Consider the following 21,386-nt stretch of genomic DNA (forward strand, 5'->3'; position numbering starts at 1 on the left):
GATAGCACCACTCCACATCCTCAGTTCACTGACGAATACGGCTCAGTGAACCAGTTCTCACTTAAACATTGATACAGAGACGTGACGTTTTGTCACAACTAAGAGGTTTTCTATAACGACACCGGTATGGTCGTTTATTTGAGCGCCGCTGCTCGGCGGGGTCGCTCGTAACTCATTAAGGAAGATGAGTGTGAATATAAGAGGTTATATGAATCACATTATCTCCGTGGGTGCGCTGGAATCTTTCCTGATTGCCATCAGCGTGCTGTTTATCGGGCATTTCATCAATGCCAAGTTGCCAGTCCTGACAAAATTCAACATTCCTGAACCCATTGTGGGCGGTCTGCTGGTCGCTATTCTGATCACGATTTTGCATTTCAATGGGATTGATCTGGAATTCTCTCTGCCTTTACAAAACACCTTTATGCTGATGTTTTTCAGTACTGTGGGCTTGGCGGCAAACTACACTCAACTGGTCAAAGGTGGCGCCAAAGTCTTCCTGTTTCTTGCTGTCGCTTCCTTCTTTATCATCATTCAGAATGGCGTAGGCGTGACGCTCGCAACGGCGTTAGGGCTGGATCCCCTGATGGGGCTGATTGCGGGTTCAATTACGTTATCCGGTGGTCACGGCACGGGAGCTGCCTGGTCGCAGACCTTCAGCGAAACCTATGGCTTAAGCAATTCGCTGGAAATCGCGATGGCTTCGGCGACGTTTGGTTTGATCGTGGGTGGTTTGATTGGTAGCCCGGTGGCGAAAAAACTGATCGATAAGCACAACTTTGAATCTGAATATGGCCGAGGTACGCAAGCGCACAGCCGTTTCCCGGAGCTGGTGACCTACAACGAGTACGAAGAAGACAAAGTGACCTCTAAAAAGGTGATTGAAGTGTTGTTCGTCCTGCTGATTTGTGTGACAGGCGCGCAGTATCTGGAACGTTGGGTCGAAGCATTGAATATCCGTTGGTTGATGATTCCGGACTTTGTTTACGCACTGTTCATCGGTGTGTTTATTACCAACGTGCTGCAAGTGACCAAAGCTCATAAACTGGATACTGAAACGGTCGATATTCTTGGTACCGTGTCGTTGTCACTGTTTCTGGCCATGGCTTTGATGAGCCTTAAACTGTGGAACATTTTCGACTTGGCCATCCCTTTCCTGGTGATATTGGCCGTTCAATCGGCGGTGCTGGGGATATTTGCTTACTTCGTGACATTTAAGGTGATGGGCGCCAACTATGATGCGGCCGTGATCTCGGGCGGTCACTGTGGATTTGGCCTCGGTGCCACGCCTACGGCAGTCATGAATATGGGCTCGCTGGTCAACAGGTACGGACCTTCACCTCAAGCCTTTATGGTTGTTCCGATTGTCGGCGCATTCTTTATCGACATCGTGAATCTGATTATCCTGCAAGGCTACATCTCTTTTCTGGGATAAAGAAAAAGGCTCTGCAATGCAGAGCCTTTTTTAATGCTAAGGGCGATAAACCCTATTCAATATTAAGCGTCAGTTTGGTGCCATTGAACTTGAGCTGGCTCAGCAGATTCTTGGCGTTAGTACGGCCTTGCTCATTGAACTCAAGTCCGTACCGTGCGTAGTGCATGGAGCGCTGTAAGTTACAGATACGTCCGACCAACGGGGCAAACACTTTGGATCCACGCTTGTCGGCAAAGATTTCAATCGAAACCAGATCCCCGACTTGGTAGGAGCGGCCCAGTGGCGCGGTGATAAAACGGCAGCCGCTTTTCGACAGATCCCGCACTTCACATTCTGATTTACGTTCACTTTGATGCACCTTGCCCGACAGGTTCACTTCATAACGCGGTTCTTTGCGCAGCTGAGTGACTTGCATGGTGTTGGGAATCGAGAGCATCGCCAGCGCGACTGGCTCGTGCAGGATATGCAGCAACTGGCTGCGAAAATGCAGCATCGCGCCTTCACCACGCGGTGAAATCGCACGAACGTTAATCCAGAAGCCTTCCTGAAAGAAGTAGGCGAGATCATCACTGGAAATTTCAGGAATTTCTATCAGCAGGTAAGTGTCGGAATGGGTACCAATAAAAGGGGTCTTACAGATGAATTTGGTACCGACTGGCGTTGTGATGCTCAACGTCAGCTCACTGCCGTGTTCGACCATAGCCAGAGCATCGGTGCTATTAAGCGTGGAAACGGTTTTATGCCGTGAGTTCGATTTGGAACTTCCGGTCTCCGGTTGGGTAGCTACTGACTGTGAACGCATTGATCTCTCCGTATAACGTACTGCTTTATTTTTATTTTTCCTGCAGATTTAACGATTTTATGATTTGATACCGGGAGATTCAATTCAGTTCTGCCACAATTTATTTGAGTTAATTATCAAATTTGGAGCTTAGATGGAACATAAAGTGACACATGATGCACAAAACCACTGTTTTAAAGTGCATTTAGAAGGTGAGGAGTACGCGGTGGTGAAGTATCAGCAAGAAGACGACGTGCTGTATATTACCTCAACACGCGTGCCGGATAGCCTGCAAGGCAAAGGGTACGGAAAGGTGATGATGGAGGCAGTGTTACCGCTTATTGAGCAGCAAGGCCAGACGATTGTGCCAGTATGCAGCTATGTGGATCACTATCTGACCCGCAATGCTCAATGGCAGCATCTGCGTCACCGCGCTTGATTGCTGTTTGAATCGCTGTGCTCATCGGTTGCACTATCACTCGGATCTGGGGCGGATTTTTGCAGCTTTTCCGGGTGAGCGTGCAGCTCATCGATCAACTCGCGGTCACGCTGGGCAAAATAAATATTCTCAGCGGCCTGACCGCGTAAACGCATCATTTCGACAAAGTCCATGGGTTTGCCACTCCTTACGTTCACTGCTGTAAGTATAGTGACAAACCCCGGGAAGTGTCGTTGCCTCAATCAGGCTTTGATGCGCGCCATGTAATAGGTGCTGATAAACTCGCCTTCACGAAATACCGAGCATTTTGCTTCGCCTTCAATTTCAAACCCGAACTTCTTGTAACATGCGATAGCCGCTGCGTTATCACTGTTCACTTCGATTTGAATGCGTTTGATGTTAAGCCAGTTGTCGGCCAGATTGAGCACGGTTTCAATCAGTTGACTGCCAATGCCGTGACCGTGAAATTCGTCATGCACGCCAATACCAAAACTGGCGCAGTGGGCGGTGCGTTCACGTTGCGAAACCTGCATACCGATATTACCCACGACGCGGCCATCCACCTCAGCCACAAAACTGAATACGCCAGCGGGGATGGTTTCCAGTCGTTTCTGCCACATGGCTACTGATGGATGGGGTAATTGCAGCGTTTCTCGCTGTGCTTTCGGTTGAGAATAAATATCGCATAGTGCGCGTGCATCACTGACTTCTGTTGGCCGAATATGAATTTCCATGCTTTCCTTCTTTTTATCTGTTGTTTTTTAACCAATCTAACGAGTTACGCAAGAAATGAAAAGCACTTGGATGCATATAAATTTCAAATGCCGGATGATTTGGCGCACTGCAAGGTGATGGCGACCAGTGCGTGATCGCTGGCATACCGATCGGTCTCAAAGTGCGGATTGATCAGATGCTGATCTTCCACGTGAAAGTCACACACTAAAGCGACCGGATAATCGGCTTCACGGCTGAAATCGCTCGACAGCAAAATGTAGTCGAGTACCTGGCCGGAAGCGCCAGTGTAATGGGTCGGTTTACGTAGCTCGTCACGCGAGTGGCTAAACAGTTCCCAGCTGTCAAAAAGATGATACGGCATAAGCGGTGCGAAGCTATCTGGCTGGCGGAAACGATGGGTGGAACGCAAAGCGGAAAATTCAATGCTGCTCAGTACCTGATTGAAATCCCCCATCAACACCACCGGATGACGGCTTTGTTGCTTACGCTGTACGATCGCTTTGTGCAGTAGGTGTGCTTCTTGTCCGCGCTGTATTGTCGACTGCCAACGGCCGTACAATTCTTGCTGCCAGGCATTCATCAAGTCGTCACTTTGCGGCTCATTGAGCATCGGGCGCTGAGATTTGAAATGCACCACATACACATCGATATGACCCAGAGCCGGATGATGCACCGTTGCGCGAAGCGGTTTGCGGTGAAACTGAAAGTCCGGCTGTACGGCGTCCACCGCGACAACGTCGCTGAGTGGATAACGTGAGGCAATGCCAACAACCGGAGACGAGTAAATGTAGTCATCGCTGACCTGCGGCGTGTCAATGACTTCGAAGTATGGATAGCCCAGATCATGCATCTGCTCACGCAAGGCGTCGGCACTGAAAATCTCCTGGAAGCCAATCACATCAGCATTCAGCTCAATCAGTTTATGATTCAGCCAACGCTGTTTTTGCTGCCACTGTGTAGCCTCATAGATGTTGTTGAACTCATAGAAGGCATTAGGCGGAGCGAGATAGTTCAATAAGTTGGCGGTGGCAAAACGAACCTGCATACGAAACCTCGGAATTCAGCGTTATCACCTTATGGTGCCGTTGCGACGACACGCTGGAAAAGAAGGATGTGTTACAAAAGGTTACACCGGAGATAAGTTTGGGTAAACTGGCAATCCGATTGATAAGGATGATAATAATTCTCATGGAAGCGAAGACTTGGCGTACGCCACAAAACTTTCTGCTGATCATATCCATTATTGTGCCCATTGCGTTTTCCAGCTGGATGGCACTGCTCAACAATTTCGTGATCGAGAAAGCCAACTTTAACGGTGCCGATATCGGCCTGCTGCAAAGCGTGCGGGAGATCCCCGGCTTTTTGTCTTTTACGGCGGTGTTTGTGCTGCTGTTCATTCGTGAGCAACGTTTTTTGGTCTTGTCGCTGGGAATGCTGACAATTGGTACGGCGATTACTGGCCTGTTCCCGACACTGACCGGATTGTTGCTGACGACATTGTTGATGTCGACCGGCTTTCACTATTTCGAGACGCTGAAGCAGTCGCTGTCGCTGCAGTGGTTGAAGAAAGATGAAGCGCCGGAGATGCTCGGCAAGTTGATTTCAGTCGGTGCATTGGCGTCGCTGCTGACCTACGGCGCACTGTGGGTGATGTTGGAACAACTGCAACTGAGTTTTAAATGGGTGTATGGCATTACTGGTGGTGTGGCGTTTGCGCTGGTGGTCGTGATTGCTTTTGCGTTTCCGGAGTTTAAATCGGAAACCCCGCAAAATAAAAAGTTGGTGCTGCGCAAGCGATACTGGCTCTATTACGCGCTGACTTTCATGAGCGGCGCGCGCCGTCAGATTTTCACCGTGTTTGCGGGCTTTTTGATGGTGGAAAAATTTGGCTATACGGCTGCTGATATCACGTTGTTATTCCTGATCAACTACGTATTCAACTTCCTGTTTGCCAAACGTATCGGTCGTTTTATCGGTGTGGTCGGGGAGCGGAAAGCGCTGTTGTTTGAGTACACGGGACTGATTCTGGTGTTCGTCGGATATGGTCTGGTTACCGATGCGCACTGGGCCGCTGGGCTGTATGTGGTTGATCATCTGTTTTTTGCGCTGGCGTTGGCGGTGAAAACCTATTTTCAGAAGATCGCCGATCCGGCTGACATGGCATCTACCGCCGGTGTGGCTTTTACCATCAACCACATTGCCGCCGTCGTGATTCCGGTCAGCTTCGGGTTGTTGTGGCTGGTATCGCCGGCAGCGGTATTCTTTATTGGCGCCGGCATGGCGGGTGTTTCTTTTGTGCTGTCGCTGAACATTCCGCGTCAGCCGGAAGAGGGTAACGAAGTGCGTGTGCTGCGCTGGAGCTGACGTTCTCACGGATAAGAAAAAACCGCCGAAGTTCGGCGGTTTTTTTGTCAGTCCGGATTAATGATCCAGATAGAGGTAGTTTTGCCAGCTCTTCATACGAATCAACACTTTACGCATGATGGATACATGCTCAAAGGTATCGGAGTATACCGCCACTTCGGCATTGGTACCCAGTGGCAGGTTGAACTCACTCATGTTATCAGTGATGCGCAGTTTCACCAACACGCGGCCCTGAGTATTCAGCGCCTGAGTGCCAAGCAGTGAACCTCGTGCCTGAATCTGGCCTTCTGCAATCGCGGGAATGACTTCAACCACTTCACCTTTAAACACTCTGCCGGGCAGTGCGCGGAACAGAAATTCTGCTTCAAAACCCGGATGCAGGCGTTGCAGAGAGTTCTGGCGGAATGCACCTACGTAGTATTTCTCTTCGGTATGCACAAAGGTCATCACCGGAGCCAGAGGCAGCGGAACCGCCATCATACCCGGGCGCAGGGCCAGTTGGGTGACGTAGCCATCGGTCGGCGCGCGAACGACGGTCTCATCGAGATTAAACTGAGCTTGTGTCAATTCTGCACGGATACGCGCAACCGTGGTGTTCTCACCGTCGATCTGAGATTCAAATGCCAGTTTCGCTTCATTTTCCAAAGCCTGAGCGACTTCCAGTGCAGCCTGAGCGGATTTGTAAGCCTGACGAGTGGTATCGACCTGTTGCGCGGTAAATGCGCCGCGCTTGTAGCCTTTCTCGTAACGAGCGGCTTCGCGTTTGGCTTTATCGCGTTCAGCTTCGGCTTTTACTGTCGATGCCGTCGCTTGCTTGTATGCAGACTCCAGTCTCAGCACATCTTGCTCCGCTTCCGCCAGCGCCGCTTGCTTCTGAACGACTGCGGCTTCAAACGGCACTGGGTCGAGTTTGAACAGAATATCACCTTTATGCAGCGGTGTGTTCGGTTCGACATCGACTTCGATAACTTTACCACGCACGCTCGAAACGATAGGTGTGGTGTTATACACCTGCCCACCAATTGAGGTAAACGGATGGTTGTAGTTCATCAATAGGATCAGCGTACCGATCAGCACCACGCCGCCAAGCACCGCGGTCGGCACCGTCCATTTGTTGAGCGGAATTTTAAAGATTTTGAAAATCGCGATACAGATAGCGGTGTAGGTCAGAATGAGTAGTAAATCCATTAGTTGTGCTCCTCATTCTTTTCCGACGGTTGCGCGCTGGTTTTAGGCTGTTTGAGAGCCGCTACTTCGGCCTTGAGTGCCGCGATTTCGTCGATCAGTTCATCGACGCGGTGATGAATATCGTGTTGTTCTTCTTGTAGTTTGGCAAAACCCCAGCCGCGATCCGGGCGCCACAGCGTTGCCCAAATCCAGAGAAATGGCCACAGGACATGAAGCGTGAAAAGGCTGACCCAGCCCGCAACGTGAATCGCATCCTGATGCGGATGGTTGCGCTCTTTGGATATTTCATAAGGGATGTCGTGGATGACGATAATGCCGTAAAAAATAACCAAGGCAACGAAGATTAATACCCCGAGGGCAAAATAATCTAAAAACATGAAAGAGTCCTTGTAACCAAGTAAGAAAAGTGGGCGTAATCATGAGAGATAACACCTATTTATATTAAACAAGTTTTAGTGATTTAATCTGAATAAAATGACCAAATAACGTAAATAATGACGCTAATTTGGGCCATGCTTCACATCCAAGAGTGGGAATGCAAGTGGCGGCACTGCAACCTCGTGTCGCCAGAGTGGTGAGACTATTCTGTGCAGACTTGGTTCCGGCCATTTGCTTTGGCCCGGTAAAGTGCTTTGTCTGCGCGGTAAAACGTGCGTTGCGTATTCTCACCGTCACGATGCAAAGTAATGCCGATACTGACGGTCAGGCCGCGCTCGCCGAGAATCTCCGGCCAGTTAAACTGGTAGATGCGCTCGCGAAACGCTTCCGCATGTTTAGTGGCTTCTTCCAGTGTTGCGTTTTCCAGAATGACCAGAAACTCTTCACCACCAAAGCGGATGCAAGAGGTGCCTTGGAAATCGAAGTAGTTCGCGATTTCATTCGAGACATTGACGATGGCTTTGTCTCCCACCAAATGGCTCAGCTCATCATTGATGGATTTAAAATGGTCAATATCGACAACCAGAAATGCAAATGAAGCTTCGTTAAGCAGCAGGTCTTTGAGTTTTACTTCCAGCCAGCGTCGGTTGTGCAGCCGGGTCATCGGGTCGGTAAATACGTCCTGTTGCAGCTGTGCTACGGTGTTTTTCTGATTTTCCGTGGTCTCTTTGAGTTCGCGGTTTTCCAGCTCTGAGAGGATCAGTTTTAACTGTAATTCAAAGCGCGACAGACGACGCAGCTGAGTGGCGCCCAGCTCTCCAATCGGAATGTGTTTCATCAAATCGGATTCGATTTGAAAGCCCTTTTTCTCGTAGGTCAGCGCTTTTTGATACAAGCCCTGACGCTCGCATACATGACTGAACGCTTCATACAGGCGCTTTTCCAGAATCGGCGCAACCAACTTAGGCAGACGCTTCTCTGTTGACTCCAGAAGGAAAGTGGAGAAATGAGGCTTTTCCATCTCTACAAGGCAATATACTTTTTCAATCCGGATCATGTTCGACAGCCAAGTCGAATGCACGTTGCCCAAGGTGTACTGCACATTACTCAGCGTCGAGATGGCCTGCGCCAACTTGCCTTGCTCACGATACAGTTTTGCCTGATAAAGCAGAATTTGACCGCTCAGCGTTTTGTCGCTGACCAGAATACTCAGCTCTTCACACTCCTTGATCAGATCGTTGGCGGCCGTAAAACGGCGCAAGTACAGGTAGCACGCCAACATATAGAGTTTGTAGCGCAGACGTAGCGAGCGGCTGGAAATAGCGTGGTCGATGCTGTCGATTTTTTGGTAGTAACGTAGCGCTCGGTTATGGTCGCCATAGGCATCACACAGGTTGCCCATACCTAAAATCGCCAGTACATAGTCATCAATGAAACCATGTTCTACCGCGAGATTGGAGGCAGAAACATATTCGTTGAGAGCGGCGTTGTAATCGCCGTGCTCGACCAGACGATCACTTAAACTGTTTTTCAGCGATAGGATAAGCTCAATATGCTGACTACCTGACAACAACTTCAGTGCCGCACTGAGCTCGTCGATACTTTCTTGAAGGCGATTCATTTCGGCGTGGTATTCCGCGCTGAACGTCAGGCTGAGCGCCTTTTCTTCCGGCGTGGTCGCAATATGCTGGCGCACATGATTCCAGAAATTGATCGCCTCATCCCCTGAGACAGCAGTCGCATCCAGCCCGGCATCTTGAATCTTATTGAGTAGGACTTCCATACGACTCTTCCTGTAATGACATCTCTTCGAGCTGTTCGAGGGTAAACGGGAAACTGAGAATGCTGTGCAGCGTGACATTGGGCATCTCGCCGCTCAACTCTTTGCGCTGCCAAGGATAAATTTCGATCATGTTCAGCAAAGTCTGGTAAACCTGCTCTGCTGCCTCATCCTTCTCAGCCAGTAGTAAGCCAAGACGCTGGCTGCTGATCCGCGAGAGCAAATCGTTGTGCGCACACAACGAGTGAACCAGTTCTGTGCACACATCGAGAAAATGTGGGTCGCGGTGTTGAATCACAATCACCGAATGGCTGGAGTGTTGCAATTCGGCTTTGAACTCCATCATCTGTTCCCACCAATAGGTTTCGGACACCACGTTGGACAGATGTTTTTCCGGATCGTACTCGTGTTGGCTGCGCACCCGGTTAATCAGTTTGCGCGCCCGCTGCTCCATCTGTCGTTTCGAGGCGCGAGCTTTGTCGCGACCGACCAGAATCGTCTGCTCTCGCAGCATAGTGATGGAAAACTTGCGATATTTGCGAAAAGCTTCCAGTGCACTTTTAAAATCCCCGCTCTCTTCAGCCACTCTGGATTGCTGAAAGCAGATTTGAGACAGCAATTCACCGTTGTCAAACTTCTCTGCGGATACTTCAGCTGCATGCAGCAGCTCACTCGCTTTGTCGAGATTTTTGCGCAGCAGCTCCAGTCGCGCGCGGCTGATGTAAGAGTGCGCTTTCATCCACACTAGATCGTGTTTGACCGCCAGTTCGTGGGCGCGCTGGGTGGCGTCTTCAGCATCTGCCAAGCGTTCGAGACCCAGCAGCGCCAAGCCACGAAAATCCCACACTTCCGCTTGCCACGTGCGATCCGAATGGCCGCGTAGCACTTCTTCGGCACCATCCAGCACGGTGAGCATGTCGACGTATTGCTCCAGCAAGTACAGGTCCCAAGCCCACAGAATGCGCGCTTTGCCTTCCAGCCAGTGAATGCGGGTGTTGTTGGCGACTTTAACGGCGAGCTCGTGGGTTGATGCCGCAAGCTTGTATTCATTAGTAATGCGCCACACATTGCCCAGACCAATCAGACACTCGATGAGAATTTCGTTTTCATCGACCAAGGCGGCCTGTTCCAGGGCATTAATCCAGAATTGCTGAGCAGTATAGTATTTGGCTTGCCCCCAGAAATGCAGTGCATGCACGTGGAGAATTTCGGGCAAGTAGTCGTCAGTGTCGAGGCTGTTTTGGTAGGTGAATGCTTGTTTGATGGTTTTGAGGCCGCGGCGATAATCCATATTGCACCATAGGCAGCGCGACATGATGATCAGAGACTGCAGAATACCGTCTGAAAACCCGAGTTGCGTTGCTCGGCTCAGACATTGTTCCGCCACCGCCAGGACTTGCTGCGGTTCAGATTCTATGCGATGCCTGAGCTGGTCGATTTCGAGTTCGAGAAGGTACTGGCTTTTATCCAAACTGCATAATCCTTGGCGTTACGGTCCAAACGACAGACTCATTATATTGAGCTGCTAATTTTTCGCATCCATTACTGCAATAAATTGAGTTTATTTACAATTCGTCTAAGCATTTATTGACCTTAGTTCACATTTTAATGCTAGACAAATCGCCAAAACGTTTAGGATAAAAGTTCTTTCAGCGTCAGTGGGTGCTGAGTGACGCCCAGATTCTGAGCGGCGGTAAATCCTTGTTTATCTTGATAACAAAGGTTGTGCCAGGCGCGGAAAATATCCAGCAGCGGTTGTAGGCCACCCGGACGCAGTTTGCGTCGTGGTTCGTTGATGAACGACTCAAACAGCAACTGGAAACGTTGTTGGTAAAACTCTATCTGGCGAATGGAAGCCGATTGCAGCCACTGCTGCGGATCGGCGTTGCTTCCGGCGAGATAACAGATCCCCTTGTCGCCTTGATTCTGGCTGGCAATCGCCCAGCGGTCGCGCCACCATCCCATCAGCACAATGTCGATTTTGTTGAAATTCAGCTCCGAATTCCAGCCGCTGTCCTCTTCCACGTACATCAGATCCACGGTGTTGTTGCGGATACGCGGCAGACAAACGCTGAGCGCCGCAGAACGTAGTACCGGATCCTGAGGCATGAAAATCGAAACCCGTTTTTCGCTCTCACACATATCCAGTACATGCAGATAGTGGGCGTAGGAGGTATACGGTGGACGAATCAGCGCCCCTTTGGACGGATAATGGAACGAGGTGAGGTTGCCCATAGGGTCTTCCACATTACCTCGTGCCAGAATGGTTTGGTATTTCTGATCGATGCGCTTACGCAGTACAGGTGATAGCGGTGGAACGGGCAGATTGGCTTCGGCGGAGTGCTCACGCGAAACAAATCGCGCAGGGTAGTCGTAAGGATTGTGATCGGCACTCCCGGCTGGTTCTTCCTGCGCAGAGTAGTTCACGTGCTGACAAAGAATGTAGCCAGTGCGCGCATCGCCAGTTGCAATCCACAATACGCCGTTGTTGCTGCGAGGCTGGAGGGGCATATAACGGGAGGCAAACTGGAATGAATCCGCATGGTTCACCCAGCGGGCATCAATCATCGCCAGTTTACGTCGGCAGCGGCTGGCAATGTGATCCACGTGATCATAGAAGGTTTTCGGATTGATGCTGAGCTTGCGACAGATCTCGCGCACGGAGTAGCCCATAAAGAGCAGACCGAGCAAGGTCTCTTGAAAACTGAGCTTTTTATTGGCGCCGGACCATTTATCAACGAAAGTCGACTGGCACTGCTTACAGCGGTAGCGTTGACGATCGCCACTGTAACCAAAGGCATGGTAGAGATGTTTGTGCGTATGAACCGACAAGCCGAAGTTCGCGCAGTCGTTATTCCGACACGCAGGCAATCCCTCGCTGTGTAACTGACGCAGACGATGCAGTTCGTTTAACACTTCGCGGTTGTTAAGTAAGGGGGGGAAAGCTCCACATTCACGACAAACCATCGTTGGACGCTTGGGGTTCGCACGCTGCAAAACATAACGTTCTGCATCACTCAAGCCAAAGTTGTCACACGCCAATGTTTTACAAAAGTTGAGCTGTAAACCATCAGCATCCGCCGGTAATTGGTCGTTAGACACGATCGCCCCCTCGGGGTAATTCTGGCAACCGGGTCGGTGACCCGGCTGCGGATGTTGAGTCGTCAAATTAGATATTGATGGCGGTTTCCAGCGCCACTTGCATCATATCGTGGAATGATTTTTGACGATCTTCTGAGCTCAGTTTTTCGCCACGCAGAATGTGGTCAGAAACCGTCAGAATGGTCAGTGCACGTGCGCCAAGATCTGCGGCAACACCGTAGATGCCAGCGGCTTCCATATCCACACCCAGGATGCCCAGGTTCTTCATTTTTTCGAAGATTTCAGGTTCTGGTGTGTAGAACAGATCGGCGGAGAACACGTTGCCCACTTTTACGGGTACGTTGTGCGCGCGAGCTTGGTTAACGGCGGTTTCCAGCAGGTCGTAATCGGCAATCGCTGCGAAATCGTGGCCGCTGAAACGGATACGGTTTACTTTGGAATCGGTCGAAGCACCCATGCCGATCACAACGTCCATCAGTTTAACGTCGTCACGTACAGCACCACAGCTACCGATACGGATGATGTTTTTCACGCCGTATTCTGCAATCAGCTCGTGTACGTAGATGCTGCAAGATGGGATACCCATACCGTGGCCCATCACAGACACTTTTTTGCCTTTGTATGTGCCGGTGTAACCAAACATATTGCGAACGTCACATACCTGCTTTACGTCTTCCAGGTAAGTTTCAGCAATGAATTTAGCGCGTAGCGGGTCACCTGGCATCAGCACAGTATCAGCGAAATCACCAGGTTGTGCGTTAATGTGTGGGGTTGCCATCGTTTCTCTCCAAAGTAGGTCAGTCAAATGGGTTACCGAGATAAATTACGGTTTCTGTTGACTGATGAATCATCTGTTGCGGCAATACTAGCCAGTTACCCCAAGGATCCTTGAGAAGTTTGTCACAAAATGAGTCTAGTCGTGCTGGGTTGTGGTTATTGATAACTAAATGTGTTGAAAGTGGTAAGGCAATCGATTCGGGAAAACGTTTAGTTGGCCGCTGAAAATTGTTTGTACAAAAAATTAGTTTGTACAAGATTAATGGCTCGTGCTATATGTTATACAAAGTTTTCATTTGTATAAGTTGGAGGCGAGTATGGAATCAACAGCCATTCGTGTCGGAGTCAGCGCTTGTATTGTCGGTGAGAAAGTTCGCTTTGATGCCGGGCACAAACGGAGTCAGTTTGTGACAGAGGAGCTGGCACCGTACTTTGAGTTTGTCTCTGTGTGTCCGGAAGTGGAGATGGGGCTACCTGTGCCTCGTCCGACGATTCGCCTTGTTTCGAATGAAGAGCGCATTGCATTGGTGGAAACCAAAGACGCAAGCCGCGATCACACTGATACGCTGCTGGCGTTTTCCGAGGCAAAAGTCGCGCAGCTACAGCAGTTCAACCTGCGCGGCTATATCGTTTGCGCCAAGTCACCGACATGCGGAATGGAAAAAGTCAAAGTGTACAAAGAGCATGGCGCGGAAAAAGAGGGAGTCGGCTTATACACCCAAAAACTGCGCACGGCGATGCCTTGGTTACCCGTTGAAGAAGATGGGCGCTTGCATGATCCTGTGCTGCGCGAAAATTTCATTACTCGTGTGTTCTGTCTCGACGACTTCTACCGTACGCTGGGCGATGAACCGACGGCGCGCAAAGTGGTGGAGTTTCATACCCGCTACAAATTATCCTTGATGGCGCATCATCCGCTTTCTTATCAATCGCTCGGGCGTTTAGTCGCCAATGTCAGTCGCTACTCTGTGGAAGAGTTCATTACCGAGTATCGCTTGGGGCTGATGCAGGCGCTGACTTATCGCGCCAGCCGCAGAAATCACACCAATGTGCTGATGCATCTGCAAGGTTATTTCAAGCGTTCACTGAGCCGGGAACAAAAATCCGAACTGGCACAACTGATTCACGATTACCGACGTGGTACCTTGCCACTGCTGGCGCCGCTGACCTTAATCAAACACTATTTATCCATGTATCCCGATGCGTATCTGAGTAAGCAGCGCTATCTGGATCCTCATCCTCAGGAGTTGAAATTACGTTATGGCTTGTGAAGAGAAGTTGTATGCCATTCGCGAAGTGTCAGAAATCACCGGAGTGAAGCCGGTTACACTGCGCGCCTGGCAGCGACGTTACAACTTGGTTCAGCCGCAGCGCACGGCCAAAGGGCATCGCCTTTATACCGACCACGACATTCAGACCATTCGCCAGATCCAAAGCTGGCTGCTTAAAGGGGTGTCGATTGGTAAAGTGAGCCAACTGCTGCAAGGCAATGCGGCTGAGGTGGGCAACGAACCTGAACTGCACGCTGAATTGGAAGAGTGCGAAGCACTGCTCAGTGCGCTGGCACAACTCAACCGCGGCAAAGCCGAGAATGTAATTGGCACGGTGATGAAGGAGTACCCGCTCGACATCGTTGAACGTCAGTTTGTACTGCCAGTGATTGACGCATTAGAAAAAGTCAAAGGACCGCTGCGTTCGCTGCAGAAAGGGCTGCTCAACGGCATCATGCTAAGCAAACTCTCGACCATTCTTGAATCGGAAAATAAAGCGGCGCACAAGGGCAAATGTCTGGTTGTGAGTTTTGACCCATCTGGCAGCCTGCTGGCCTGGCTGTGGGCTGTCACGTGGGCTGAGCAGGGCTATAACGTTACATTGTTAGACGGCGTCGAAGACATGACGGGGCTGGCTGAACATGAATCATTGGCAGCCTACAACGCGGTGGCGCTGTTCTCACATCGCGGCTTAGCGGAAAACCAATGGCAGGCCAAGCAACGTTTGGCAGCGCAGTTTGGAGACCAGCTATTTTTGTCCGATGTACTGCAAACGCTGGCCAACGATTAGGAGCAGACAATGAAACTGGTGTGGTTACGCCGCGATCTGCGTGCGGTGGATAACGCGGCTCTCAATGAGGCACTGATCAGCGGCGAACCTGTGTGTGCGCTGTTTGTGGCTACGCCTCAGCAGTGGCAACAGCACGATCTGGCACCCATTCAGGCTGACTTGATTTATCGTCGCCTGTTTGCCCTGCAGGAAGAGTTGTCTGCGCTTAATGTGCCGTTGCTCTATCGTGAAGTGGCGACCTTTGCCGATTCGGTTGATGCGGTGCAGCAAGTGGCTGTGGCATCAGGTGCCAACCAAGTACTGGCAAACCGCGACTATGAGCTCAACGAGCAAAAGCGTGATGCGTTGGCAGCGGAACGTCTGCAGCAGCATGGCATCGACTGGCAGTCGTTTAATGACAAGTGCGTGATGGCGCCGGGCAGTGTGCTGAATAAACAGGGGGAATATTTCAAAGTGTTCACTCCGTTTAAACGCGCCTGGCTTACCCAGTTCACTCCGCCGGTTATTCGTGCCAGCCGCGCAGCGCCAGAGCACGCGCTGCCTGATGATCTGCAAGCTCTGGTCTGGAATGCCGCGCAGCCGTTTACACACCCTCGCATCAGCAGCGAATTGTGGCCAGTGGATTTTGACACTCTGCGCCGCCGCTTGCGCGCCTTTTGTCAGGAACAGCTGGACGACTATAAACAGCAGCGCGATTTTCCGGCCAAAGCGGGGACCAGTGCATTATCTCCGTATCTGGCGATCGGCGCGTTGTCACCACGGCAGTGTATTGCGCGCGTTTATGCTGAAACTGAGATGGGCGTTTTGTCGGAAGGTGCCCAAACCTGGCTGAGTGAGCTCATCTGGCGTGAGTTCTATCAACACTTGTTGGTGTTTGAACCAAAGCTGTCAAAGAGCAAAGACTTCCTTGAGTGGGGAGCGCGGCTTGAATGGTGGCAGGATGAGGCCAAATTCTCACGCTGGTGCGAAGGTAAAACCGGTTATCCGATTGTTGATGCAGCGATGCGCCAACTCAATCAAACAGGGTGGATGCATAACCGCCTGCGCATGATCGTGGCGAGTTTCCTCACCAAAGATCTGCATATCGACTGGCGCTGGGGTGAACGTTACTTTATGCAGCAACTGGTTGATGGCGACTATGCTGCCAACAATGGTGGCTGGCAGTGGTGTGCATCAACCGGTTGTGACGGTCAGCCCTATTTTCGTATTTTCAACCCGATTACTCAGGGCGAGAAATTCGATCCAAGCGGCAGCTTCATTCGTCAGTGGGTTCCGGAATTAGCCAATGTGCCTGAAGCGCACATTCATGCTCCGTGGAAATGGTCCGGTGTTAACTCTCTGTTATATCCGCAGCCGATAGTTGATCACAAAGCTGAAAGAGAAGTAACCTTACGCTTGTATAAAGAAGCGAAGGATAATGTAGAGCATGTTGCGTAAGTTATTGGTGATTGGGGCCCTTGCCGCCAGTTTTGCCTCCAATGTGTGGGCAGCCACTTATGACTTCCCGATGGAAGGCAGCAGCATGGTCGGCAATACGCAGTATCATGTGATTGAGAAAGGCGAAACGCTGTCTGACATCGCCAAACGTTACGATGTCGGCTTTCTGGCGTTGATGGCTGCCAATAAAGGCGTCGACCCGTTTTTACCTCAGGAAGGGTTTGTGCTGACGATCCCGTCACAAATAATCCTGCCGAAAGTGCCGTATGAAGGCATCGTTGTTAATCTGGCCGAGCTGCGGTTGTACTACTTTGAACCGCAAATCCATAAAGTGCATATTTTCCCTGTTGGGATTGGCCGTATTGGTCGTGACACGCCAGAGATGGAAACCATCATCAGCCAGAAACGGCCAAGCCCGACCTGGACGCCACCGCAATCGATTCGCAAAGAGTATCTCGCCAAAGGTATCGAACTGCCGGCTGTAGTGCCTGCGGGGCCTGATAACCCATTGGGTGAATACGCGTTGCGTTTGGGGTATGGCAATGGGGAATACCTGATTCACGGAACCAACAAAGATTTCGGTATCGGGATGCGTGTGAGCTCCGGCTGTATTCGTATGGATCCGAAAGACATTGAATGGCTGTTCCAACAGGTACAGCGCGGCGAAAAAGTGCGTATCATTGATGAACCGGTTAAAGTGGCGCTGGAGCCGGATCGCAGCGTATTTGTCGAAGCGCATGAGCCTCTGACCCGCAGCGATGGCAGTAAAAAAGATCTCGCGCTGCCGATTGAACTGAGCTGGTGGATGCAGGAGTTTAATAAATCGGATGCCAAAGCCCGAGCGGTGATTCTGGCCCAGAATGGGGTGCCCGTTGAAGTGGTCAGCCCGGATTTCTCGGCCACAGAAACAGACTGACTGGTTACGGTTTCTGAGCAAATAAAAAGAGTCTGCATTCGCAGACTCTTTTTTATTTCAACAAGATTTACTTGGTGTACGACTGAGCGATGTTGTCGATGCGCTCGTTTGCACGTGCTGCTTCTTCTTGAGCGGCCATTGCTGCATCAGAAGTTGCATTTAGCTTAGACATTACCGCGTTGTGGTCATTTTTCATCGCCGCAACTTGATCACTAAGTTGACTGACTTGATTGCTAAGTTCATCCAGTTTCATTGTGGTTGCTTCGTCTGGACCTGATGCACAGCCTGCCAGTAGAAGTACAGATGACGCTGCAGCTGCGATTAACATTTTGTTCATATTGAACTCCTTGTTTACATTTATCAAATTACGCCCTATACCTTTTTGTCCATATAGTGACGATTTAAAGTGTAGACACTATTTTAATCTTCGCCTACTTAAGCAAAGTCAAAATAATCCAAAATTTTATCCAGTAATCAATTAATTGAAGTTTACTCTCAAAGCTGAGAGCAGATCTGTCGTTACCAGATGTACATTCAACGCCGGGTAGCGATTATTTTGTGTGATCTCTATCTATTTGTGCACTATTCGCGCTATCATACTGCGTTTTTTATTTTGACCTTAGCCTTGCGGTATAAGGCGCTACAACAATATTGGAGAATCCTTTGCAGTTCAAAGAATTAGGTTTAGATAATCGCTTACTGAAGACTCTGGCACATTTTGATTTTAAGAAAGCGACCGAAATCCAGCAGCAGGCCATTCCTGTTGCCATGGCCGGAAAAGATCTTCTGGCTTCTTCAAAAACGGGTTCGGGTAAAACGCTAGCCTTTCTGCTGCCAATGCTTCACAAAGCATTGAAGACCAAAGCGTTGTCAGCTCGTGATCCGCGAGGTGTTATTCTGGTTCCGACCCGTGAACTGGCGAAACAGGTGTATGGTGAGCTGCGCTCGATGCTGGCTGGCCTGAGCTACACCGCGACCCTCATTACGGGTGGTGAGAACTTTAACGATCAGGTAAAAGCACTGCGTCGTGGCCCGAAATTCATCGTGGCAACACCGGGACGTCTGGCTGACCATCTGGAGCATCGTTCTCTGTTCCTGGAAGGTCTGGAAACTCTGATTCTGGACGAAGCAGACCGCATGCTGGATCTTGGTTTTGCGCCGCAATTGCGCCACATTCACAACGCCGCGAAACACCGTCGTCGTCAGACACTGATGTTCTCCGCGACGCTGGATCACGCACAAGTCAACGATATCGCGTATGAGATGCTCAACGATGCCAAGCACATCGCGGTCGGTGGTGCGAATGAGCAACACAAAGACATCACGCAACGTTTCTACCTGTGTGACCATTTGGATCATAAAGAAGCGCTACTGGAGCGTGTGCTGGATGATGCGGATTACCGTCAGGTGATCATCTTCACCGCTACCCGTGACGATACCGAACGTTTGACCAACAAACTGAACGAGAAAAAACTCAAAGCGGTGGCGCTGAGCGGTAACCTGAACCAGATGCAGCGTAATACCATCATGAGCCAGTTTGAGCGTGCGGTGTTTAAGATTCTGGTGACGACCGATGTGGCATCACGTGGTCTGGATATCGCCAACGTGACGCACGTGATTAACTTCGACATGCCAAAACACACCGAAGAGTATGTCCACCGTGTGGGCCGTACCGGTCGTGCGGGTAACAAAGGTGACGCCGTTTCTCTGGTTGGCCCGAAAGACTGGGACAGCTTTAAACGTGTGGAAGCCTACCTGAAGCAAGACATTAAATTTGATGTGCTGGACGGTTTGGAAGGCAAGTTCAAAGGTCTGAAAGTACGTCAGCCGGTGAACAAGGCTAAAGCGCAAAGTAGTAAAGCGAAACCGCAGGCGAAGAAGGTTGCGAAGAAACCGGTTAAACGCGATAAAGGTTTCTACGACCACGTGGCCGTGGGTGATTCCGTCTTCATTCCGAAGAAGAAAGTGGCGCCGAAAGTCGACGACGAGTAATACGGATAAAGAAAAGCCGCCAGTTGGCGGCTTTTTTGTGTCTGCTAAATGGAGGCAACGTTTTACACGCGGAAGTAGTTTAGCTGCTGCTTCTGCTGCTCTGCCAACTGTGACAGCTCCTGAGCGGCTGCGGCAGATTGAGTAATGCCGGTGACGTTCTGGCTCACCAGTTCATAGATGTTACCCAGATTGCGGTTGATGTCAGAGGTCACCTGATTCTGCTCTTCCGAAGCCGAGGCAACTTGCGTATTCACCGCGCTCAACTCGGCAATCGACTGGTTGATTTCCATCAGCGCCCCGCTGACCTTGCCCGCCAACGCTTGGTTATCCTGCAGCATTTTCAGGCTGGAGGTCATGCTGTCGTTCGCTACACCGGATTTGTCCTGCAGCTCTTCAATGATAGCCTGGATCTCTTTGGTTGAATCCTGCGTACGCGCTGCCAGCATGCGTACTTCGTCGGCGACCACCGCAAATCCGCGGCCACTTTCGCCTGCGCGAGCCGCTTCAATGGCGGCGTTCAGGGCCAGCAGGTTGGTCTGCTCGGAAATGCCCTGAATCACTTCAATGACTTTCCCGATGCGTTCCGATTGCTCTTTCAGGCTGGTGACCACATGGGCTGCATCGCTCAGTTTATCGGTCATCAAGGCGTTGGCGCGGTTGCTTTGCTCAAACATCGTCAGGCTGTTTTGTGCGAGTTGGTTGGCGTGCTGGGCTGCACTGTCGGCGCGTGTCGCGTTATCCGTGACGGTGCCTGCGGCAATTTCCAGCTGGTTAACTGCGGAAGCAACTTGTTCGACTTCCTGCTTTTCCTGATCTGAATTGACGCTCGACTGAGTCATCACTGCCGCCAGTTCGGTCGAGGCTGACGCGACATCCACACTGATGCGAATCAGGGCATCCACGGTTTTGCGCAGTTGAGAAACGGTGGCGTTTACATCACGCGCCAGTTCGGTAATCTCGTTGTTTCCCTCTTCCTCAGCCTGAATTTGCAGGTTACCGTGAGCGACTTCACGCACGGTCTGCTGCAATTTACGGATTGGCGTGACGATGATGCCCGCCAGTAGCCAACTGCTGGCCGCTGCCAAAAGTAACACGACAATCAGCCCCATCAACGACATATCCATCACGCTGTGGTTGTGCGCTTCATTAGCGTGAATATCGTCCAGAGCGATATTGTTCAGTTTGTCGGACAGCGCCTGAATCGCTTTCACCATGTCACGGCCGGCGTCACGGTAGACATCGGTGGCGCGCTCGTATTCGGCTTCAAACGAGGCCGAGGTTTGCTGCTGATTGTGCTTGGTGTTTAACAGCGGAATCATGGTGTTGACTGAGTAATCGACGTAGCGCTCCATCGCGCGGCGCAGTTCGGCAATCTCTGCTGTCATGCCGGGTACGCGAGCCAGTGAATCGAGATGTTTCAGGTTTTCGCTCTGACGTTGCTGTAGAACAGAAGGTAGTACTTTGACCTCTTCTGGCTGGAACAGACTATAGATAGCGCTGATGCGCATGGCGTAGGTGTTGTCGATGATCTCGGTAAGTTCATCTTTGTGGTTGATTAGGGTTTCCGTGGATTGTGACATCTGGCGGAACGCGTCTTTGAGTGTGGATGTGCTGTAGCTGATCCCTGAAATCAGCAATAGCATGGTGATAAACACCGGTACTACAACCTGCAGTTTGATGGACAAACCGCTCAGCAACTGGCGCATGGTGATCCTCTTCTGAAATAAATTGGGAATAATTATCTTTTTTATAAGTAGGTTGAAGATAATATCCGCTAACTGTCAGATTTCAATCGGATTTTTATCTGACTTATTCTTTTCAGTTCTAGCGGTATGACTTGAAATAAAATCAATGCTTTTCATGTAGTTGAAAAGGGTGATTTATCACTATGACGCTGGTGATCTTGAGTTAGTTCAACAACTTGAAGAAAAAAATCTACGAACCAGAGAATTTTCTCCTGCTGCAAATATTTCAACCTGTCATCGACTTTTCAATTAACTG

At 50.5% G+C, this 21,386-nt stretch carries 20 protein-coding genes; 8 read left to right on the forward strand and 12 right to left on the reverse strand.

From position 1 onward, the window contains the following. Nucleotides 1-208: 208 nt before the first annotated feature. Nucleotides 209-1,435 (forward strand): sodium/glutamate symporter, encoded by a 1,227-nt coding sequence (gene gltS, locus JIG40_RS13005; protein WP_020329625.1) that lies wholly within the window; start codon nt 209-211, stop codon nt 1,433-1,435. A gap of 52 nt (nt 1,436-1,487) precedes the next feature. Here the strand turns inward: gltS and JIG40_RS13010 are convergent, their stop codons facing one another. Then, entirely contained in the window at nt 1,488-2,135 is a 648-nt protein-coding gene (locus tag JIG40_RS13010) for a flagellar brake protein (RefSeq protein WP_020430156.1), read from the reverse strand. Between the two features lie 235 nt (nt 2,136-2,370). On the opposite strand from JIG40_RS13010, the gene JIG40_RS13015 reads away from it, so the two are divergent. Continuing rightward, a complete protein-coding gene (locus JIG40_RS13015) occupies nt 2,371-2,655 on the forward strand; it encodes a GNAT family N-acetyltransferase (protein WP_154182861.1) in 285 nt (94 codons plus the stop codon). Here the strand turns inward: JIG40_RS13015 and JIG40_RS13020 are convergent. From JIG40_RS13020 to JIG40_RS13030, 3 genes are all read right to left on the reverse strand, one after another. Continuing rightward, nucleotides 2,643-2,828 (reverse strand): hypothetical protein, encoded by a 186-nt coding sequence (locus JIG40_RS13020; RefSeq protein WP_020329628.1) that lies wholly within the window; start codon nt 2,826-2,828, stop codon nt 2,643-2,645. The two genes, JIG40_RS13015 and JIG40_RS13020, sit on opposite strands and share 13 nt — an antisense overlap. A gap of 69 nt (nt 2,829-2,897) precedes the next feature. After that, entirely contained in the window at nt 2,898-3,389 is a 492-nt protein-coding gene (locus JIG40_RS13025; RefSeq protein ID WP_020329629.1) for a GNAT family N-acetyltransferase, read from the reverse strand. Nucleotides 3,390-3,472: 83 nt separating this feature from the next. Next, nucleotides 3,473-4,435 carry an endonuclease/exonuclease/phosphatase family protein gene (locus tag JIG40_RS13030; RefSeq protein WP_199465452.1) on the reverse strand — a complete coding sequence of 321 codons (963 nt, stop codon included), beginning with the start codon at nt 4,433-4,435 and terminating at the stop codon, nt 3,473-3,475. A gap of 143 nt (nt 4,436-4,578) precedes the next feature. On the opposite strand from JIG40_RS13030, the gene JIG40_RS13035 reads away from it, so the two are divergent. Next, nucleotides 4,579-5,754, forward strand: a complete 1,176-nt coding sequence (locus JIG40_RS13035) for an MFS transporter (protein ID WP_020329631.1) — start codon at nt 4,579-4,581, stop codon at nt 5,752-5,754. A 57-nt stretch (nt 5,755-5,811) separates the two neighbouring features. Here the strand turns inward: JIG40_RS13035 and JIG40_RS13040 are convergent, their stop codons facing one another. From JIG40_RS13040 to deoD, 6 genes are all read right to left on the reverse strand, one after another. Beyond that, nucleotides 5,812-6,942 (reverse strand): HlyD family secretion protein, encoded by a 1,131-nt coding sequence (locus JIG40_RS13040; RefSeq protein ID WP_199465453.1) that lies wholly within the window; start codon nt 6,940-6,942, stop codon nt 5,812-5,814. Further along, nucleotides 6,942-7,319, reverse strand: coding sequence for a DUF3302 domain-containing protein (locus JIG40_RS13045; RefSeq protein WP_020329633.1), 378 nt, complete (start codon nt 7,317-7,319; stop codon nt 6,942-6,944). The genes JIG40_RS13040 and JIG40_RS13045 overlap by 1 nt, the downstream gene beginning before the upstream one ends. A 203-nt stretch (nt 7,320-7,522) precedes the next feature. Further along, nucleotides 7,523-9,103, reverse strand: coding sequence for a GGDEF domain-containing protein (locus JIG40_RS13050; RefSeq protein ID WP_199465454.1), 1,581 nt, complete (start codon nt 9,101-9,103; stop codon nt 7,523-7,525). Continuing rightward, nucleotides 9,084-10,571: a hypothetical protein gene (locus tag JIG40_RS13055; protein ID WP_024375442.1), complete on the reverse strand. Its 1,488-nt coding sequence runs from the start codon at nt 10,569-10,571 to the stop codon at nt 9,084-9,086. The genes JIG40_RS13050 and JIG40_RS13055 overlap by 20 nt, the downstream gene beginning before the upstream one ends. Before the next feature lie 161 nt (nt 10,572-10,732). Next, a complete protein-coding gene (locus JIG40_RS13060; RefSeq protein WP_158152429.1) occupies nt 10,733-12,202 on the reverse strand; it encodes a lactate dehydrogenase in 1,470 nt (489 codons plus the stop codon). Between the two features lie 67 nt (nt 12,203-12,269). Then, nucleotides 12,270-12,980 (reverse strand): purine-nucleoside phosphorylase, encoded by a 711-nt coding sequence (gene deoD / locus JIG40_RS13065; protein WP_020329637.1) that lies wholly within the window; start codon nt 12,978-12,980, stop codon nt 12,270-12,272. A 316-nt stretch (nt 12,981-13,296) separates the two neighbouring features. Here deoD and JIG40_RS13070 point away from each other — a divergent pair, with 316 nt between their 5' ends. The 4 genes from JIG40_RS13070 to JIG40_RS13085 are packed head-to-tail and all read left to right on the forward strand — an operon-like array spanning nt 13,297 to nt 17,393. Next, the gene (locus JIG40_RS13070; protein WP_020329638.1) at nt 13,297-14,250 is read left to right on the forward strand and encodes a DUF523 and DUF1722 domain-containing protein; all 954 of its coding nucleotides are present in this window, start codon (nt 13,297-13,299) and stop codon (nt 14,248-14,250) included. Beyond that, nucleotides 14,240-15,040 carry a MerR family transcriptional regulator gene (locus JIG40_RS13075; protein ID WP_199465455.1) on the forward strand — a complete coding sequence of 267 codons (801 nt, stop codon included), beginning with the start codon at nt 14,240-14,242 and terminating at the stop codon, nt 15,038-15,040. The genes JIG40_RS13070 and JIG40_RS13075 overlap by 11 nt, the downstream gene beginning before the upstream one ends. Nucleotides 15,041-15,049: 9 nt before the next feature. Continuing rightward, nucleotides 15,050-16,477: a deoxyribodipyrimidine photo-lyase gene (gene phrB / locus JIG40_RS13080; protein ID WP_020329640.1), complete on the forward strand. Its 1,428-nt coding sequence runs from the start codon at nt 15,050-15,052 to the stop codon at nt 16,475-16,477. Next, the gene (locus JIG40_RS13085) at nt 16,467-17,393 is read left to right on the forward strand and encodes a L,D-transpeptidase family protein (protein ID WP_020329641.1); all 927 of its coding nucleotides are present in this window, start codon (nt 16,467-16,469) and stop codon (nt 17,391-17,393) included. The genes phrB and JIG40_RS13085 overlap by 11 nt, the downstream gene beginning before the upstream one ends. Nucleotides 17,394-17,460: 67 nt before the next feature. On the opposite strand, the gene JIG40_RS13090 is transcribed toward JIG40_RS13085, so the two are convergent. Continuing rightward, entirely contained in the window at nt 17,461-17,730 is a 270-nt protein-coding gene (locus tag JIG40_RS13090) for an Lpp/OprI family alanine-zipper lipoprotein (RefSeq protein WP_154182849.1), read from the reverse strand. Nucleotides 17,731-18,044: 314 nt separating this feature from the next. Between JIG40_RS13090 and JIG40_RS13095 the strand changes: the two genes are divergently transcribed. Continuing rightward, nucleotides 18,045-19,385, forward strand: a complete 1,341-nt coding sequence (locus JIG40_RS13095) for a DEAD/DEAH box helicase (RefSeq protein ID WP_075989852.1) — start codon at nt 18,045-18,047, stop codon at nt 19,383-19,385. A 62-nt stretch (nt 19,386-19,447) separates the two neighbouring features. Here JIG40_RS13095 and JIG40_RS13100 read toward each other — a convergent pair whose 3' ends face one another. Then, nucleotides 19,448-21,091, reverse strand: a complete 1,644-nt coding sequence (locus JIG40_RS13100; protein WP_020329644.1) for a methyl-accepting chemotaxis protein — start codon at nt 21,089-21,091, stop codon at nt 19,448-19,450. Nucleotides 21,092-21,386 lie beyond the last annotated feature (295 nt).

It is taken from the genome of Vibrio sp. bablab_jr001, assembly GCF_016464285.1.
GTDB classification, from domain to species: Bacteria; Pseudomonadota; Gammaproteobacteria; order Enterobacterales; family Vibrionaceae; genus Vibrio; species Vibrio fluvialis.

Coding starts and splice junctions, on each gene's coding strand:
- JIG40_RS13100 (WP_020329644.1), bottom strand. CDS start 21,091: ATGCGCCAGTTGCTGAGCGGTTTGTCCATCAAACTGCAGGTTGTAGTA.
- JIG40_RS13085 (WP_020329641.1), top strand. CDS start 16,467: ATGTTGCGTAAGTTATTGGTGATTGGGGCCCTTGCCGCCAGTTTTGCC.
- JIG40_RS13040 (WP_199465453.1), bottom strand. CDS start 6,942: ATGGATTTACTACTCATTCTGACCTACACCGCTATCTGTATCGCGATT.
- JIG40_RS13015 (WP_154182861.1), top strand. CDS start 2,371: ATGGAACATAAAGTGACACATGATGCACAAAACCACTGTTTTAAAGTG.
- JIG40_RS13010 (WP_020430156.1), bottom strand. CDS start 2,135: ATGGTCGAACACGGCAGTGAGCTGACGTTGAGCATCACAACGCCAGTC.
- JIG40_RS13030 (WP_199465452.1), bottom strand. CDS start 4,435: ATGCAGGTTCGTTTTGCCACCGCCAACTTATTGAACTATCTCGCTCCG.
- JIG40_RS13045 (WP_020329633.1), bottom strand. CDS start 7,319: ATGTTTTTAGATTATTTTGCCCTCGGGGTATTAATCTTCGTTGCCTTG.
- JIG40_RS13090 (WP_154182849.1), bottom strand. CDS start 17,730: ATGAACAAAATGTTAATCGCAGCTGCAGCGTCATCTGTACTTCTACTG.
- JIG40_RS13020 (WP_020329628.1), bottom strand. CDS start 2,828: ATGGACTTTGTCGAAATGATGCGTTTACGCGGTCAGGCCGCTGAGAAT.
- JIG40_RS13050 (WP_199465454.1), bottom strand. CDS start 9,103: ATGGAAGTCCTACTCAATAAGATTCAAGATGCCGGGCTGGATGCGACT.
- JIG40_RS13035 (WP_020329631.1), top strand. CDS start 4,579: ATGGAAGCGAAGACTTGGCGTACGCCACAAAACTTTCTGCTGATCATA.
- deoD (WP_020329637.1), bottom strand. CDS start 12,980: ATGGCAACCCCACACATTAACGCACAACCTGGTGATTTCGCTGATACT.
- JIG40_RS13070 (WP_020329638.1), top strand. CDS start 13,297: ATGGAATCAACAGCCATTCGTGTCGGAGTCAGCGCTTGTATTGTCGGT.
- phrB (WP_020329640.1), top strand. CDS start 15,050: ATGAAACTGGTGTGGTTACGCCGCGATCTGCGTGCGGTGGATAACGCG.
- JIG40_RS13075 (WP_199465455.1), top strand. CDS start 14,240: ATGGCTTGTGAAGAGAAGTTGTATGCCATTCGCGAAGTGTCAGAAATC.
- JIG40_RS13025 (WP_020329629.1), bottom strand. CDS start 3,389: ATGGAAATTCATATTCGGCCAACAGAAGTCAGTGATGCACGCGCACTA.
- gltS (WP_020329625.1), top strand. CDS start 209: ATGAATCACATTATCTCCGTGGGTGCGCTGGAATCTTTCCTGATTGCC.